Raw genomic sequence first — 16,359 nt, 5'->3', positions numbered from 1 at the left:
TAAAGGATGGCCGCCATGGAATTGACCCCCATCCTCACCGTCGCCGCGAAGGAATTCCGCGACCGCATGCGCAACCGCTGGGTGCTGGCCGTCGCGCTCGTCTTCACCGTGTTCTCGCTCGTCATCGCCTACTTCGGCGGCGCGCAGCAGGGCCAGGTGGGCTTTCGCTCCATCGAGTTCACCATCGCCAGCCTGGTCAGCCTGGTCATCTACCTGATCCCGCTGATCGCCCTGCTACTGGGCTTCGACGCCATCGTCGGCGAGCGCGAGCGCGGCTCGCTCGACCTGCTGCTGGCCCTGCCGATCACGCGGCTGGAGCTGCTGCTGGGCAAATACCTGGGGCTGGCCGCCGCACTCGCCCTCTCCACCGTGGCCGGCTTCGGCCTGGTGGCCGTGCTGCTGTGGCGCCACATGAGCGCCAACGCGCTGTTCCACTACGGCGGCTTCATGCTCAGCTCGGTGCTGCTGGGCCTGGCGTTCCTGAGCCTGGCGGTGCTCATCTCGGTGCTGGCGCGCGAGCGCACCCGCGCCTCGGGCCTGGCCATCGCTACCTGGTTCTTCTTCGTGCTGGTGTTCGACCTGCTGCTGCTGGGCCTGCTCGTGACCACCGGCGGGCAGTTCGCGGGCGACGCCTTCGCCTGGCTGCTGCTGCTCAACCCCGCGGACGTGTTCCGCATCCTCAACGTGTTCTCGCTCGAGGACGTGCGCACCCTCTACGGCCTGGCCAGCGTCGTGCCCGCATCGCTGGGCAACCCTTTGATCATGGGCGGCGTGATGGCCGCCTGGATCGTGCTGCCGCTCGCTCTTGCCCAATGGAGATTCAAGCCATGACGACCTGTTCCTGCCTCACCCGCCGCCGCGCGCTGGGCCTGGCCGCCTTCACCGTCCTGCTGGCCGCCTGCGGCGACAAGCCCGGTGAGGCGCAATCGCTCGCTCCCGTGGAGATCGACCGCTCCACCTCCTGCGAGCTCGACGGCATGCTGCTCTCCGACTACCCCGGCCCCAAGGCGCAGATCCACTACGCCGGCCAGGACAAGCCCGCCTTCTTCTGCGACACGGTGGAGCTGTTCAACACCCTGCTCGCGGGCGAGCAGGTGCGGCCCGTGCGCGCCGTCTACGTGCAGGACATGGGCCAGGCCAGCTGGGACGAGCCCAAGGGCCATTGGATAGACGCCAAGGCGGCCGTCTACGTGCTGGGCAGCAAGCGCCACGGCTCCATGGGCCCGACCATCGCCAGCTTCGCCCAGGAGGCCGACGCCACCAGGTTCGCCGGCGAGTACGGCGGCAAGGTGCTGCGCTTCGCCGACATCAAGCTGGACATGGTGGACCTGAGCGGCGGCGCGCTGCACGACACGCGCATGTAAGCCATGCCCGCCGCGCCCCTACTCCCGCCACTACAGCAGCGCCGCAGGCGCATGCTGGCCATGAGCGCGCTCGCGGCCCTGGCGGCCAGCGCGCCGTGGAGCGTACCCGCGGTGCGCAAGGCACTCGCGCCCCAGGCGGCACCGGCACCGGCACCGGACGTGTGCATCGTCGCCCCGCCCACGCACTACGACCCCGCCTCGGGCCTGCCGCCCACGGCGGCGCGCGCCATACCGGCGGACGCCCGCTGCCCCGTCTGCGGCATGTTCCCGGCGCGCTCGCGCGAATGGGCAGCGCAGGTCATCTTCGACAACGGCGACGCGCAGTTCTTCGACTCGCCGCTGTCGCTGTTCATGTACCTGCAGGACGTGGCGCGCTACAGCCCCGGCCGCAGCGCCGAGAGCATCGTGGCCCACTACGTCACCGATGCCTCCGCGCCCGCGGGGGACGGCGGCGCGCGCTGGATCGACGCCCTGGGCGCCTACTACGTGCACGGATCGTCGGCCAGGGGGCCGATGCGCGCGGGCAACCTGCCCGCCTTCGCCACGCGCGAGGCCGCCCAGGCCTTCGCCGCGCAGCGCGGCGGCACGGAGCTGGCCTTCGGCGCGATCGACGCGGCGCTGATCGCGGAACTGGCCGGCAGAGGCGGCCACGTCCACCAGCACTGACGGACTATCGAAATCATAGCTTCCAGCGCTTTCTGCACAAGCGCTAGAAGCCTTTTTTGCATGAAATTTCAACGGGAGCCCGGCGCGACTCCCGGCGCGATCACTGGGCCGAAGGCTCGGCCTCGGGCTGGGGCGCCTTGAACAGGGCCGGCAGCTTGCGCTTGTGCTTGATGTTGGCGGAGATGCTGCCGCGCGCCACGGCCGCCTTGGGGGCCACCTCCCAGCTCGCCGCACCGCTGCCGGTGGCGCTGGGCTCGTAGGGCTTGTCGAAGAAGGCGTCGCGCACCACGGCCGGTGCGCCGCGGTAGCCGCCGCGCTCGCGGCCGCCGCTGCGGGGGGCGTCGCCGCCCTCCTCGCGCCAGGCGCGCCGGCCATCGTTGAAGCGCCCGCGCGGGCGCTCTTCCTGCAGTTCCAGCGGTTCGAGCTCGACCTTCTTCTTGATGAGCTTCTCGATGTCGGCCACCAGGCGCGCATCGCCGCTGCCGACCAGCGTGACGGCCAGGCCCGATGCGCCCGCGCGCCCCGTGCGGCCGATGCGGTGCACGTAGTCCTCGGCGTTGAACGGCACGTCGTGGTTGAACACGGCCGGCACGTCCTTGATGTCCAGGCCCCGCGCCGCCACGTCGGTGCACACCAGCAGGTCCACGTCGCCGCTCTTGAAGGCCTCCAGGGCCTTGAGGCGCTCGTCCTGGCTCTTGTCGCCGTGCAGCGCCGCGGTCTTCAGGCCGTCGCGCTCCAGGCTGCGCGCCAGGCGGGCGCAGCCGAGCTTGCTGTTGACGAAGATGAAGGCCTGCTTGAGCCCGCGCTCGGTCAGCACGTGGCGGATGGCGCGGCGCTTGTCGTCGTCCTGCACGCTGAAGAAGCGCTGCTCCACGGTGGAGGCCGTCTCGTTGGGGCGCGCCACCTCGATGGTGACGGGATCCTGCAGGTAGCTGCCCGCCAGGCGCTTGATCTCGGGCGAGAACGTGGCCGAAAACAGCAGCGTGGTGCGCTGCTTGGGCAGGTACGAAAGGATGCGCTGCAGGTCGGGCAGGAAGCCGATGTCCAGCATGCGGTCGGCCTCGTCGAGCACCACGTACTCGACCTGGTTGAGCACCGCGTTCTTGGCCTCGATGTGGTCGAGCAGCCGCCCCGGCGTGGCCACCAGCACCTCGACGCCCTTCTTGAGCTCGGCGGTCTGCGGCTTCATGTCCATGCCGCCGAACACCACGGTGCTGCGCAGCTTGGTGTACTTGGCGTACATGGCGATCTGCTGCGCCACCTGGTCCGCCAGCTCGCGCGTGGGCAGCAGCACCAGGGCGCGCACGGGGTGGCGCGCGGGCGAGGCGGAGCTGTTCTCGTGCTTGAGCAGGCGTTGCAGCAGCGGAAGCGAGAACGCAGCCGTCTTGCCGGTGCCGGTCTGCGCGGCGCCCATCACGTCCTTGCCCGTCAGCACCACGGGGATCGCCTGGGCCTGGATCGGGGTCATGTTCTCGTAGCCCATATCGGCTACGGCGCGCTTGAGCGGTTCGGCCAGCGCAAGGGTGGAGTAGGGTTGTGTCATCAAGCCGTTATTGTCGCACCGCAGCAAACAAAAGGGCCAGGCACCCAGTCGCGGCGCCCCGACCCATGCCCCGAATGCGCCGCAAAAACTACAGTGACTGCGCCCGGAACGTGTCGCAGGCCTGCACGCTGCCGGTCTTCAGGCCCTGCGTGAACCAGCGCACGCGCTGCGCGCTGGAGCCATGGGTGAAGGCGTCGGGCCGCACGGTGCCCGTCTGCTGGCGCTGCAGCGTGTCGTCGCCGATCTGCTCGGCGGCGTTCACGGCCGATTCGATGTCGCCCTGGTCCATCCAGTTCTTGGCCTGCTGCGAGTGGTGGGCCCAGATGCCAGCATAGCAGTCGGCCTGCAGCTCCAGCCGCACCGACAGCGCGTTCTGCTCGCGCTGGCTCACGCGTCCGCGCATGCCGTCCACCTTGGCCGTGGCGCCCAGCAGGGTCTGCACGTGGTGGCCCACCTCGTGGGCGATCACGTAGGCGCGCGCGAACTCGCCCGGCGCGCCGAGCTGGCGGCTCATGGTGTCGAAGAAGTCCATGTCCAGGTACACCTTCTGGTCGCCGGGGCAGTAGAACGGCCCCATGGCGCTCTGCCCCGTGCCGCAGGCCGTGGGCGTCGCGCCGCGGTAGAGCACCAGCTTGGGGTCGCGGTACTGCGCCCCGCCCTGGCGGAAGATCTGCGCCCACACGTCTTCGGTCGAGGCCAGCACGGTGGAGACGAAGGCTGCCTGGCGGTCATTGGCCGGCGGCCGCTGCGCCGGCGCCTGCTGCTCCTGGGGCGCGCCGCCGCCCGACAGCACGCCGATGGTGGTGAGCGGGTTGATGCCGAACACGCCCCAGCCGATCAGCGCCAGCACCACCGTGCCGATGCCGATGGAGCGCCCGCCCACGAAGCCGCCGCCGCCACCGCTGCGGCGGTCCTCCACGTTGTCCGATTCGCGGTTGCCTTCCCATTTCATGGACCGTCTCCCATGCGCACCACGCGCCAGCGGCAGATATTACGCCTGCATTCAGAACGTGCTCTCAGGCCTTGGGCAGCGTCACGCCGTGCTGGCCCTGGTACTTGCCGTTGCGGTCCTTGTAGCTCACGGCGCATTCCTCGTCGCCCTGGAAGAACAGCACCTGCGCGCAGCCCTCGCCCGCGTAGATCTTGGCGGGCAGCGGCGTGGTGTTGCTGAACTCCAGCGTCACGTAGCCCTCCCACTCGGGCTCGAAGGGCGTGACGTTGACGATGATGCCGCAGCGCGCGTAGGTGCTCTTGCCCAGGCACACGGTGAGCACGTCGCGCGGGATGCGGAAGTATTCCACCGTGCGCGCCAGCGCGAAGCTGTTGGGCGGGATGATGCAGTAGTCGCCCTCGAAATCGACGAAGCTCTTCTCGTCGAAGTTCTTCGGGTCCACCACGGTGCTGTGGATGTTGGTGAAGACCTTGAATTCGCGCGCGCAGCGGATGTCGTAGCCGTAGCTGCTGGTGCCGTAGCTGATGATCTTGCGGCCCTCGCTCTCGCGCACCTGGCCGGGCTCGAAGGGCTCGATCATGCCGTGCTGCTCGGCCATGCGGCGGATCCATTTGTCGCTCTTGATGCTCATGGGTAAAGACTCCTGGCGCGCATTCTGCCACGGTCTCCATGCTGTCCACTCACAAAAAAAGAGCTGCAGGTGCTTGACTGGCAAGCGCTGCAGCCCTTTTTCATTCATAAACCCCAATCAGGGCGCGACCGGCGCGCCGCCTTCGTACCAGCGCTTGAAGGTGTTGCGCTCCTCGTCGGTCAGCGCGCCGGGGTTGCCGAAGGGCATCTTGCGCAGCTGCACGACCTGCTGGTAGATCTGCTGCGCGTGGCCCTTGACCTCCTCGGGGGTGTCGAACTTCACGTTCTTCTGCGCAACCGTGCTGGCGCTGTGGCAGACCACGCAGTGCTTCTGCATGACGGCGTGCAGTTGCTCGTAGCCAGCGGCGGCCGGCGCTGCGCCGGCCTGCGCCGCGACCGCGGCCTGCGGTGCGGGCCTGAGCCAGCCCAGCACGCCCAGCAGGACCACAACGCCCACGGCCGCATAGGGCCAGGGATGGGCGTTGCGGCCCAGCTTGAAGCCATGGCGCATCACGAAGAACTGGCGGATGGCGGCGCCGGCGAACATCATCAGGATAAGCACCAGCCAGTTGCGCGGGTGGTTGTAGAGCCAGCCGTAGTGGTTGGACAGCATGGCGAACAGCACGGGCAGCGTGAAGTAGGTGTTGTGCACGCTGCGCTGCTTGCCGCGCTTGCCGTGGATGGGGTCCACCGGCTGGCCGGCCTTGAGCGCCGCGACCACCTTGCGCTGGCCGGGAATGATCCAGAAGAACACGTTGGCGCTCATGGACGTGGCCAGCATGGCGCCCATGAGCAGGAAGGCCGCCTGGCCGGGGAAGATGTGGCAGGCGAGCCAGGCCGCGATGCACACCAGCACCAGAACCAGCGCGCCCACGATGGCGTCGCCCTTGTCCTTCTGGCCGAAGACGCGGCAGATGCCGTCGTAGAGCAGCCAGAACACCACCAGGAAGGCCAACGCCGCCACGATGGCCATGGAGGGCGGCATGAGCGGGTTGGACGGGCTCACCAGGTAGATGCCGGCGTTCCACAGGTACGACACGGTGAGCAGCGCGAACCCGCTGAGCCAGGTGGTGTAGCTCTCCCAGTAGAACCAGTGCAGGTGGTCCGGCAGCTTGGGCGGCGAGACGTTGTATTTGACCGGGTGATAGAACCCGCCGCCGTGCACGGCCCACAGCTCGCCGGTCACGCCGTCGCGCTTCATGCGCTCGTCGTTCGGGGGCGTGAGACTGCTGTCCAGGAACACGAAATAGAACGACGAGCCCACCCAGGCGATGGCGGTGATGACGTGCAGCCAGCGCAAGAGCAGATTGGACCAGTCCAGAAGGTAGCTTTCCATAGTGCTTCAACCTCGGTGGCACGCAAGTGCCACAGCCAAGCTGCTCACCACTGCGGGCGCTCTGAGCAGGAAACAACAGGCCGCGCACCTTGGCAAAGAGCTACCGGGGCACCGCTGCGACCAATCTGTAGACATTAAGTGTATGCAATTTTTGTAGCCTCCGCCACGGGAAACGCTACGGGATATCCCTGTGCCGCCACCTATCCACGGCGCCTGCATCCACCAGAAAACTACCGGAAGAATAGCTGCAGGCGCTTGCCGCACAAGCCTTGCAGCCCGTTTTATGCCAAATCCCTGGGCAGCAACTGCAACAGCTGCGCCGCCACCGCCACGGCGATCACCTCGGGCTCCTTGCCCGTGATGCCGGGCACGCCGATCGGGCAGGTGATATGCGCGAGCTCCTCGTTCGAGAAGCCGCGCGCCGCCAGGCGGTGGCGGAAGGTGGCCCACTTGGTGCGGCTGCCGATCAGGCCGATGAAGGGCAGGTCGCCCCGCTCGCGCTGGCGCAGCAGGCAGGCGGCGACGATGTCCAGGTCCTCGGCGTGGCTGAAGCTCATGATGAGCACGCAGGACTGCGGCGCCAGGTCCGGCACGGCGGCCTGCACCGGGTCGGAATGTTCGCAGACCGTATCGGCATCCACCTGCGGGGGGAATACGCCCTCGCGGCTGTCGATCCAGTGCAGCGCGAACGGCAGCGGCGCCAGCACGCGCGCCAGCGCGTGCCCCACGTGGCCGCCGCCGAACAGCGCCACCGGCTGCAATCGCGGCGCTAGGCGCCGGCGCAGGGCCGGCGCGTCGGCCGCGGCCACGCATTCGAAGCGCAGGTGCACCACGCCGCCGCAGCACTGGCCTAGGCTGGGGCCCAGCGCCCGGCGCACCACGGCCGCTCGCGCCGGGCGGCCGGCCAGGTGATCTGCCAGGCGCTCGTGCGCCTCATGCATGGCCTGCAGTTCCAGATGGCCGCCGCCGATGGTGCCCAGCGGCTGCGGATCTCCCGCAAACAGGGCCATCCAGGCGCCGGGCTCGCGCGGCACCGAGCCTTGGGTAGACTCCACCGTCACCAGGCACGCGGGTGCGGCCTCGATGCGCCGCAACAGACAATCCAATACCGTCACTCGCCATCACCTCCAGTTCACGAGCAGCGCGCCACCGCCGGCTCAGCATAGCGACACCCTCCATGCCCCAGCAATCCTCCGACGCCCCGCCGCCCAGAGAGCCGGCCAGACGCCCCTTCTGGCTGCCCGCCAGTCTGATGGCGATGGTGGCCGCCATCGTCGCCGCCTGCAAATCGGGCCCGCAAGCGCCGCCGCCGCAGGACAGCGGCGTCCCTGGCGCCGCCGGCGCCGCTCCGGCCGCGGTGCGCGCCTCGGCGGCCGCCACGCCGCGCGCCTACCGCCAGGACGCGGCGCGCCACCTCTACGGCCTGAACGCGCAGCGCATCTACCAGGGCAAGCTGCCGCCGCTGCTGTACGCCATCGGCGTGCTGGAGGTCGACATCGACCGCAACGGCCGCGTGACAGCCCTGCGCTGGATGCGCGCGCCGCGCCACGCGCCCGAAGTGGTGGCCGAGATCGAGCGCACGGTGCGCGCCGCCGCGCCCTTCCCCATGCCCGCGCGCATGCAGCGCGTGACTTACACCGACACCTGGCTGTGGGACAAGTCCGGAAACTTCCAGCTCGACACGCTGACCGAGGGGCAACTTTGAGACATCCCCCTGGGGCGCTTCGCGCCCTCCCCCTTCTCTCGCGCTGCGCGCGGGAAGGGGGACGCCGCCCGCGCGGCGGGGCGGCCCTTGCACGGCAGCCCTGACCTGGGTCGCGCCAGTTGCATGCGTCATCCGCAATGGCGTCGCAGTGGGCAGATTCAGGATCCGCGGTAGGTGGAATAGCTCCACGGACTGACCAGCAGCGGCACGTGGTAATGCTCGTCGGCATGGGCGATGCCGAAGTCCAGGCTCACGCTGCCGAGGAAGTTGGGCTCGGGCAGCACCACACCCTTGGCCTTGAAGTACGCGGCCACGTCGAAGGTCAGCCGGTAGGTGCCGGTGCGCAGGCTGGCGTTGTCGAACAGGGGCGCGTCCGTGCGCCCGTCGTGGTTGAGCACCAGGCGCTTGATCAGCGTGGCCTGCTCGCCCTGGGTCGAATACAGCGCAACCGCCATGCCCGCAGCGGGGCAGCCGTGCATGGTGTCTAGAACGTGGGTGCTGAGGCCCATGGATGTCTCCTGAAATTCGTTGGCCGCGCCGGACTGGATGGGATGTGGCGCAAGGCAAAGTGTATACATTTTTTGTACGCGCTTGTCAGCATCCGATCAGGCGTTTACCCTGCTGCCCATCCACCAACATCAGGAGACGCAAATGAACTTTCGTTCGACCCTGCTCGCCGGCAGCCTTGCGCTGACCCTTGCCAGCATGGTGGCGTGCAGCAGCCCGCAGCCACCGTCGGCCGCCACGGCGCAGCCACCGGCAGCGACACAGACCGGCGCCGCGCAGGCCGCCGCAGCGGCCTACGACTTCGACATGGACGTGTTCCACCCCGTGGCGGCCAAGAACGGCATGGTGGCCAGCGAGCAGGAGATGGCCTCGCGCATCGGCCTGAACATCCTCAAGGCCGGGGGCAACGCCGTGGATGCCGCCGTGGCCATGGGCTTCGCGCTGGCCGTGGCGCTGCCCAACGCGGGCAACATCGGCGGCGGCGGCTTCATGATGGTGCACGACGCCAGGACGGGCAGGAGCGTGGCACTGGACTTCCGCGAGGTGGCCCCATCCAGGGCCACGCGCGACATGTACCTGGACGCGCAGGGCAAGGTGATCGACGGCAAGTCGCTCTACACCCACTACGCCGTGGGCGTGCCGGGCACGGTGGCGGGCATGGAGCATGCCCTGAAGAAATGGGGCACGCTGCCGCTGTCCAAGGTGGTCGCGCCGGCCGTGGCGCTGGCGGACAAGGGTTTCCCGGTCAGCGAGACCCTGGCCAAAATCCTGCAGCAGGAGCAGAAGAACATGGGCCGCTGGCCCGCCACCCAGGCCATCTTCTGGAAGAACGGCCAGCCGCTCAGGCAAGGCGACGCCCTGGTGCAGAAAGACTTGGCGCAGTCGCTGCGGCTGATCGGCGAGCAGGGCGCCAAGGCCTTCTATGAAGGCGCGATCGCCACGAAGATCGCGGCCGAGATGGCGCCGCACGCGGGCGCGATCACGCTGGCCGACCTGAAGAACTACAAGGTGGTGGAGCGCGAGCCCGTGCGCGGCAGCTACCGCGGCTACCAGATCGTGACCATGCCGCCGCCGTCATCGGGCGGCGCGCACCTGATCCAGATCCTGAACATGATGGAGCGCTGGCCCATGAACCAGTGGGGCGCCAACAGCGCCAACAGCGTGCACCACATGGCAGAGAGCATGAAGCTGGCCTACGCCGACCGCTCCGAGTACCTGGGCGACCCCGACTTCGTGAAGGTGCCGCTCAAGGGCCTGACCTCCAAGCGCTACGCCGACCAGCTCGCCGCCGACATCAACCCCACCCAGGCGCGCACGGCCAAGGACATCAAGCCCGGCAAGCCCCAGCCCTACGAGAGCGACCAGACCACGCACTTCTCGGTGGTGGACAAGGCCGGCAACGCCGTGGCCGTAACTTACACGCTGAACACCAACTTCGGCAGCGGCATCGTCGCCAAGGGCACGGGCATCCTGCTCAACAACGAAATGGACGACTTCTCGGCCAAGCCCGGCGTGGCCAATGCCTACGGCCTGGTGGGCGGCGACGCCAACGCCGTGGCCGCGGGCAAGCGCCCGCTGTCGTCGATGACGCCGACCATCGTGCTCAAGGACGGCAAGCCCTGGCTGGTGACCGGCAGCCCCGGCGGCGCGCGCATCATCACCACGGTGCTGCAGCAGGTGGTCAACGCCATCGACTTCGGCATGAACCCGGCCGAGGCCGCGGCCACGCCGCGCTTCCACCACCAGTGGACACCGGACGAGCTGCGCATAGAGAAGGGCTTCTCGAACGACACCCTGGCCCTGCTGCGCCAGTGGGGGCACAACGTGGCGCTCAAGCCCTCGATGGGCCGCACGCAGACCATCCAGATCCGCGACGGCATGCTCTACGGCGCGTCAGACCCGCGCAACCCCGACGGGCAGACGCTGGGGTATTAGCGGTATGCAGCCGCCTCGCGCTCGCGCCTGGCGGCCAGCACGCGCCGGCGCCACAGGAACAGCGCCACGGCATAGCCCGTGGCGTGCCCGGCCATGAGGCCGAACACCGCCATCGTCAGCGGGCTGGCGATGAAGGAGTGCAGGCCCGCCCCCTGCGACGGCGGCAGCAGCCAGACCACCTCCACGATGCGGTAGGCGATGCGCGCGGCGAACAGCAGCAGCAGGGCCACGCCCAGGTGCGTGTGCGGCGTGTAGTAGAGCCCCTCGCGGGTGGCTTCGAGCACGGTGCGCCGCCATGCCCAGCGCGAGAGCAGCCAGCCCGCCGCCAGTCCGCCCGCCAGGGCCTGCAGCGCCGGCCACTGGCCCCACACCGCCCAGGCCAGGGCACCCAGGATGGCGGCGTAGATGCCCAGGGTGATCCACGGCCGGTACTTGTTCGTGCGCTGGCGGCCGACCAGGCGCCGGTAGCGCGCGCGCAGCCGCCAGAACAACAGCGGCAGCAGGACGATGAGCGTGGCGGTGGTCGAAGCGTGGGCGGCCATGGGGACGTGCATGCAGGGCGCAGGAGTCCGCCAGTGTGAAGGCTGGCCCTGCCCAGCGCAAGGGGCGCGGGCCGGCGCGGCCTGTTCTACGGCCGGTCCGCCAGGCTCGCGCAGTCGATCACGAAGCGGTACTTCACGTCGCGCTTGAGAAGCGCGAAGAAGGCATCCAGGTCGTGCGGCGCCGCCACGGTGTTCAGGATGAAGTCCAGGCTTTTGGCGCGCGCCTTCCTCTCGCCCTGGTTGCGCGGACGACGGCTTCATGCGCGCCCAACGCCTGGGCCTCCTCGCGCTTGGATTCGGACGTGGTGAACGCCGCGCGCCCACGGCCGTGACGCGGCCCACGATCTCGTGCCCCGGCACGCAGTGGTAGAGCGTGCCCGCCCATTCGTAGCGCACCTGGTGAGAGCCAAGGAGTGGCAAGCGCCAGCAGCTACGAAATCAGGAGCGCGCGAAGGCCGTTTCCGGTAGCGGCCGGAAAGCCCGGCCACCGGATCAGGCCCCTGCCTTCTGCCCCACCTCGAAGTTCGCCATCGTCTCCAGCGCGCGCACCATGCCCGAATGGTCCCAGCCCGCGCCGCCGTGCGCCACGCAGGCGCTGAAGAGCTGCTGCGCGGTGGCCGTGTTGGGCAGGGCCACGCCCAGCTCCCTGGCGGCGGACAGGGCGAGATTCAGGTCCTTCTGGTGCAGCGCGATGCGAAAGCCCGGCTCGAAGGTGCGGCGGATCATGCGCTCGGCATGCACCTCCAGGATCTTGGACGAGGCGAAGCCGCCCAGCAGCGCCTCGCGCACGCGGGCCGGGTCGGCGCCGGCGCGCGAGGCGAACAGCAGCGCCTCGGCCACGGCCTCGATATTCAGCGCCACGATGATCTGGTTGGCCACCTTGGCGGTCTGGCCGTCGCCGTTGCCGCCCACCAGGGTGATGTTCTTGCCCATCTTTTCGAACAGGGGCCTGACGCGCTCGAACACGTCCTCATGGCCGCCCGCCATGATGGACAGCGTGGCGTTCTTGGCGCCCACTTCGCCGCCGGAGACCGGCGCGTCCAGATACCGCGCGCCCACGGCCTCGATGCGTCTGGCGAAGTCCTTGGTCGCCACGGGCGAGATGGAGCTCATGTCCACCACCACCTTGCCGCTGCTGCCCTTGAGGCCCGCGGCCACGCCGTCCTCACCGAACAGCACCTTCTCCACGTCGGGCGTGTCGGGCAGCATCAGGAAGACGATGTCGGCGCGCTCTGCCACGCCGCGCGCCGTGGTGCACTGGGTGGCGCTGCTCTCGGCGATCGCGCCCGGCACCTTGCCGCGCGTGTGCACGAACAGCTGGTGGCCGGCCGCGATCAGATGGCCGCACATGGGTGCGCCCATGATGCCCAGGCCGATGAAGCCAAGCTTGAGGGACGATGCGTTCATGGTTTTCTCTCCTGTCTTTCTTCAAAACGAATAGCGCCCGGCGCCCGTCAGGCGGGCACTGCGGCCTTTTTTCCCGCAATCTTCTCCAGCCAGCCCAGGCCCGCCTCGGTGCCGTTGGCCGGCTTGTATTCGCAGCCCACCCAGCCGCCATAGCCGATGTGGTCCAGGTGCGCGAACAGGAAGGGGTAGTTGAGCTCGCCGGTGCCGGGCTCGTTGCGGCCGGGGTTGTCGGCCAGCTGCACGTGGGCGATGCGCGCCAAGTGCTTTTGCAGCGTGCTGGCGATCTCGCCCTCGGTGCGCTGCGCGTGGTAGATGTCGTACTGCACGAAGGCGTTGTCGGCGCCGACTTCGTCCAGGATGGACAGCGCCTGGTCCGTGCGATTCAGGTAGAAGCCTGGGATGTCGAACGGGTTGATGGGCTCGATCAGCAAGCGCAGGTTCGCCGCCTTGAGGGCGGCCGCGGCGAAGCGCAGGTTGCCGACGAAGGTACTGCGCAGCAGGGCCGCATCGACGCCGGCCGGCGCCTTGCCCGCCAGGCAGTTGAGCTGCGGCACGCCCAGGGCCTTGGCGTAGGCGATGGCCGTGGATACGCCGGTGCGGAATTCATCCACGCGGGCCGGGTCGCAGGCGATGCCGCGCTCGCCGGCGTCCCAGTCGCCGGCGGGCAGGTTGTGCAGCACGATTTCGAGGCCCGTGGCGTCCAGGCGCTCCTTGATCTCGTCCACCGTGTGGGCGTAGGGGAACAGGAATTCCACGGCTTCGAAGCCGGCCTGGGCGGCGCGCTCGAAGCGTTCGAGGAACGGCACCTCGGTGAACAGCATGCTGAGGTTGGCGGCAAAACGGGGCATGAAAAATCTCCGGTGAATGAGCGAAGGAATCAATCGAGCAGGGCCAGCGCGCTGGGCACGTCGGCCTTGCTGTGCGCCAGTTCCTCGAACTCGATCACGTTGTCGATCTCGGTGCCCATGGATATGTTGGTCACGCGCTCCAGAATGCACTCGATGACGACGGGCGTGCGGTGCTCGGCCATCCAGGCCTCGGCCTGGCGCATGGCGGGCGCGAAGTCCTCGGGGCGGTGCACGCGGATGGCCTTGCAGCCCAGGCCCTCGACGACCTTGACGTGGTCCACGCCGTAGCCGCGCGATGCCTCGCCCTCGTCCATGTTGATGTTGTCGAAAGCGAGTTGCACGCAGTAGTCGATGCTGAAGGCGCGCTGCGCCTGGCGGATCAGGCCCAGGTAGCTGTTGTTGACCAGCACGTGCACGTAGGGCAGCTTGAACTGCGCGCCCACGGCCAGTTCCTCGATCATGAACTGGAAGTCGTAGTCGCCCGACAGCGCGACGATCCTGCGCTCGGGGTCGGCCACGCGCACGCCCAGAGCGGCCGGCACCGTCCAGCCCAGCGGGCCGGCCTGGCCGCAGTTGATCCAGTGGCGCGGCTTGTACACGTGCAGGAACTGGGCGCCGGCGATCTGCGACAGGCCGATGGTGGAGACGTAGCAGGTGTCCTTGTCCAGGTTGCGGTTCATGCACTGGTAGACGCGCTGGGGCTTCATGGGCACGTCGTCGAACTGCGTCTTGCGCAGGTACTCCACGCTGTTCTTGCGGCCCTGGCATTCGGCGACCCAGCCGCTCCTGTCCTTGAGCCTGCCGGCGGCCTTCCATTCGCGCGCCACCTCGACGAACAGCTTCAAGGCCGCGCCGGCGTCGGAGACGATACCGTAGTCGGGCGCGAACACGCGGCCGATCTGCGTGGGCTCGATGTCCACGTGCACGAACTTGCGGCCCTTGGTGTAGACGTCGACCGAGCCCGTGTGGCGGTTGGCCCAGCGGTTGCCGATGCCAAGCACGAAGTCCGACGCCAGCATGGTGGCGTTGCCGTAGCGGTGGCTGGTCTGCAGGCCGCACATGCCGGCCATGAGCGGGTGGTCGTCGGGGATGCTGCCCCAGCCCATGAGCGTGGGGATCACGGGCACGTGCAGCAGCTCGGCCAGCTCGACGAGCAGCGCGGACGCATCGGCATTGATCACGCCGCCTCCCGAGACGATCAGCGGGCGCTCGGCTTCGTTGAGCATGCTGATCGCCTTCTCGGCCTGGTTGCGCGTGGCCGCGGGCTTGTACGCCGGCAGGGGCTCGTAGGTCTCGATGTCGAACTCGATCTCGGCCAGTTGCACGTCGATCGGCAGGTCGATCAGCACGGGGCCGGGGCGGCCCGAGCGCATCAGGTGGAAGGCCTGCTGGAAGGCGCGCGGCACCTGGGCCGGCTCCAGCACGGTGGTCGCCCACTTGGTGACGGGCTTGGCTATTGCGGCGATGTCCACCGCCTGGAAGTCCTCCTTGTGCAGGCGCGCGCGCGGCGCCTGGCCGGTGATGCACAGGATGGGGATCGAGTCGGCGCTGGCCGAGTACAGGCCGGTGATCATGTCGGTGCCGGCGGGGCCGCTGGTGCCTATGCACACACCGATGTTGCCGGCCACGGCGCGGGTGTAGCCCTCGGCCATGTGGCTCGCGCCCTCGACGTGGCGCGCCAGGATGTGGCCTATGCCGCCGTGCGCCTTCATCGCCGCGTACAGCGGGTTGATGGCGGCGCCGGGCACTCCGAATGCCACGCTCACGCCTTCCTTCTCCAGCACGCAGACCGCGGCCTCGATCGCTTTCATTCTTGCCATGAGTTCATCTCCTTGAAGCTGGGTCAACTCTAGGCAAGCAGGGGCGGCAGCGGAAGGCGGTCATGGGCCATAAAATTTATTCCATACAGGAATGAACGAGGAGTCAGGCCATGGACAGGCTCGATGCCATGCAGATGTTCGTGCGCGTGGTGGAGACCGGCAGCTTCACCCGCGTGGCGCACGAATTCACCACCACCCAGCCCACGGTGACCAAGCAGATCGCGGCCATGGAAGCGCGCCTGAAGGTACGCCTCCTGAACCGCAACACGCGCGGCGTGAGCCTGACCGAGCCGGGCACGCTGTACTACGAGAAATGCAAGGCCATCGTGAACGACGTGGCCGACGCCGAGAGCGTGGTCAAGGTGCGCCAGAGCCAGGTACACGGCCAGCTGCGCGTGGGCAGCTCGGTCGCCTTCGGGCGGCGCGTGGTGGTCCCGCTGGCGCTGGAGTTCATGCAGCAGAACCCTCAGGTGCAGATCGACCTGAGCTTCGAGGACCGCTACACCGACCTGGTGGCCAGCGGCATCGACGTGGCGCTGCGCCTGGGCAAGCTGGCCGACTCCAGCCTGGGTGCGCGCACGCTGGGCGTGAACCCGTGGGTGCTCGTGGCCTCGCCCACCTATCTGAAGAAGCACGGCACGCCGCGTCGCCCGTCCGACCTGAAGGAGCACGCCACGCTGATCTACAGCAGCGTGCAGGGCAACGACCTCTGGCGGCTGCGCAACGCCAGCGGCGAGGCGGTGTCCGTGCCCGTCACCGGGCGGCTGCGCTCCAACAACCTATCGGCCCTGCTGGCCGCGGCGCGCTCGCACATGGGCATCGCCGCCCTGCCCTGGTACGTGGCCCACGAATCGCTGAAGGCCGCCCGCGTGGTCGAGGTGCTCAAGACCTGCCGCCTGCCAGAGCAGGAGATCCACGCCGTCTACCCCTCGCCGCGCCTGGTGCCGCAGAAGGTGCAGGCCTTCATCGCCTTCCTGCAGGGGCGCTTCGGCAAGGAATGGTGGGAGCAGCTGCCGCGCGAGGGCTCATCCAAAAAGTGAGCCGCCAGCGCTTACTGAGAAAGCGCTGGAAGCCAAAAACCAATTTGCAAATCTATCCGTTGCG

At 68.6% G+C, this 16,359-nt stretch carries 16 protein-coding genes and 1 pseudogene; 6 read left to right on the top strand and 11 right to left on the bottom strand.

Annotation, left to right across the window (positions count from 1 at the left end; all coding sequences use genetic code 11):
* Positions 1-15: 15 nt before the first annotated feature.
* Genes ALIDE2_RS06815 through ALIDE2_RS06805 form a run of 3 tightly spaced genes read left to right on the top strand, consistent with a single transcriptional unit; the run spans position 16 to position 2,030 of the window.
* Positions 16-831: an ABC transporter permease gene (locus tag ALIDE2_RS06815; RefSeq protein ID WP_013519888.1), complete on the top strand. Its 816-nt coding sequence runs from the start codon at positions 16-18 to the stop codon at positions 829-831.
* Positions 828-1,364, top strand: a complete 537-nt coding sequence (locus tag ALIDE2_RS06810) for a nitrous oxide reductase accessory protein NosL (protein WP_013519889.1) — start codon at positions 828-830, stop codon at positions 1,362-1,364. The genes ALIDE2_RS06815 and ALIDE2_RS06810 overlap by 4 nt, the downstream gene beginning before the upstream one ends.
* 51 nt (positions 1,365-1,415) lie before the next feature.
* Positions 1,416-2,030: a nitrous oxide reductase accessory protein NosL gene (locus ALIDE2_RS06805; RefSeq protein WP_013721661.1), complete on the top strand. Its 615-nt coding sequence runs from the start codon at positions 1,416-1,418 to the stop codon at positions 2,028-2,030.
* Positions 2,031-2,130: 100 nt separating this feature from the next.
* On the opposite strand, the gene ALIDE2_RS06800 is transcribed toward ALIDE2_RS06805, so the two are convergent.
* The 5 genes from ALIDE2_RS06800 to xdhC form a co-directional block, all read right to left on the bottom strand.
* Positions 2,131-3,573, bottom strand: coding sequence for a DEAD/DEAH box helicase (locus ALIDE2_RS06800; RefSeq protein WP_013519891.1), 1,443 nt, complete (start codon positions 3,571-3,573; stop codon positions 2,131-2,133).
* 88 nt (positions 3,574-3,661) lie between these two features.
* Positions 3,662-4,525 carry a KPN_02809 family neutral zinc metallopeptidase gene (gene ypfJ, locus ALIDE2_RS06795; RefSeq protein WP_013721660.1) on the bottom strand — a complete coding sequence of 288 codons (864 nt, stop codon included), beginning with the start codon at positions 4,523-4,525 and terminating at the stop codon, positions 3,662-3,664.
* Between the two features lie 64 nt (positions 4,526-4,589).
* Positions 4,590-5,156 (bottom strand): dCTP deaminase, encoded by a 567-nt coding sequence (gene dcd, locus ALIDE2_RS06790; RefSeq protein WP_013519893.1) that lies wholly within the window; start codon positions 5,154-5,156, stop codon positions 4,590-4,592.
* 117 nt (positions 5,157-5,273) lie between these two features.
* Entirely contained in the window at positions 5,274-6,491 is a 1,218-nt protein-coding gene (locus ALIDE2_RS06785; protein ID WP_013519894.1) for a urate hydroxylase PuuD, read from the bottom strand.
* A gap of 281 nt (positions 6,492-6,772) precedes the next feature.
* Positions 6,773-7,606, bottom strand: a complete 834-nt coding sequence (gene xdhC, locus ALIDE2_RS06780) for a xanthine dehydrogenase accessory protein XdhC (RefSeq protein WP_013519895.1) — start codon at positions 7,604-7,606, stop codon at positions 6,773-6,775.
* Positions 7,607-7,743: 137 nt separating this feature from the next.
* On the opposite strand from xdhC, the gene ALIDE2_RS06775 reads away from it, so the two are divergent.
* Positions 7,744-8,196 (top strand): energy transducer TonB, encoded by a 453-nt coding sequence (locus ALIDE2_RS06775; protein WP_174764560.1) that lies wholly within the window; start codon positions 7,744-7,746, stop codon positions 8,194-8,196.
* 158 nt (positions 8,197-8,354) lie between these two features.
* Here the strand turns inward: ALIDE2_RS06775 and uraH are convergent, their stop codons facing one another.
* Entirely contained in the window at positions 8,355-8,705 is a 351-nt protein-coding gene (gene uraH, locus ALIDE2_RS06770; RefSeq protein WP_013519897.1) for a hydroxyisourate hydrolase, read from the bottom strand.
* A gap of 142 nt (positions 8,706-8,847) precedes the next feature.
* Between uraH and ggt the strand changes: the two genes are divergently transcribed.
* Positions 8,848-10,638, top strand: coding sequence for a gamma-glutamyltransferase (ggt, locus tag ALIDE2_RS06765; RefSeq protein ID WP_013721659.1), 1,791 nt, complete (start codon positions 8,848-8,850; stop codon positions 10,636-10,638).
* Here ggt and ALIDE2_RS06760 read toward each other — a convergent pair.
* The 5 genes and pseudogenes from ALIDE2_RS06760 to gcl all read right to left on the bottom strand — a co-directional run bounded on the left by ALIDE2_RS06760 (position 10,635) and on the right by gcl (position 15,255).
* Positions 10,635-11,180, bottom strand: coding sequence for a CcdC protein domain-containing protein (locus ALIDE2_RS06760; RefSeq protein WP_013519899.1), 546 nt, complete (start codon positions 11,178-11,180; stop codon positions 10,635-10,637). The two genes, ggt and ALIDE2_RS06760, sit on opposite strands and share 4 nt — an antisense overlap.
* A 137-nt stretch (positions 11,181-11,317) precedes the next feature.
* Positions 11,318-11,493, bottom strand: a pseudogene (locus ALIDE2_RS24230) (NAD(P)-dependent alcohol dehydrogenase); the annotation flags it as partial.
* 179 nt (positions 11,494-11,672) lie between these two features.
* Complete coding sequence (gene glxR / locus ALIDE2_RS06755; RefSeq protein WP_013519900.1) at positions 11,673-12,587, bottom strand: 2-hydroxy-3-oxopropionate reductase; 915 nt, start codon at positions 12,585-12,587, stop codon at positions 11,673-11,675.
* Between the two features lie 47 nt (positions 12,588-12,634).
* Positions 12,635-13,435 carry a hydroxypyruvate isomerase gene (gene hyi, locus ALIDE2_RS06750; protein ID WP_013721658.1) on the bottom strand — a complete coding sequence of 267 codons (801 nt, stop codon included), beginning with the start codon at positions 13,433-13,435 and terminating at the stop codon, positions 12,635-12,637.
* 29 nt (positions 13,436-13,464) lie between these two features.
* The gene (gene gcl, locus ALIDE2_RS06745; RefSeq protein ID WP_013721657.1) at positions 13,465-15,255 is read right to left on the bottom strand and encodes a glyoxylate carboligase; all 1,791 of its coding nucleotides are present in this window, start codon (positions 15,253-15,255) and stop codon (positions 13,465-13,467) included.
* A gap of 110 nt (positions 15,256-15,365) precedes the next feature.
* Here gcl and ALIDE2_RS06740 point away from each other — a divergent pair, with 110 nt between their 5' ends.
* Complete coding sequence (locus tag ALIDE2_RS06740) at positions 15,366-16,295, top strand: LysR family transcriptional regulator (RefSeq protein WP_013519903.1); 930 nt, start codon at positions 15,366-15,368, stop codon at positions 16,293-16,295.
* The last annotated feature ends 64 nt before the right edge of the window (positions 16,296-16,359 follow it).

Origin of the sequence: Alicycliphilus denitrificans K601 (assembly GCF_000204645.1) — a bacterium.
GTDB lineage: Bacteria > Pseudomonadota > Gammaproteobacteria > Burkholderiales > Burkholderiaceae_C > Alicycliphilus > Alicycliphilus denitrificans.
The sequence above is the reverse complement of the archived record's forward strand: the minus strand, read 5'-3'. Positions and strand labels throughout refer to the sequence as shown.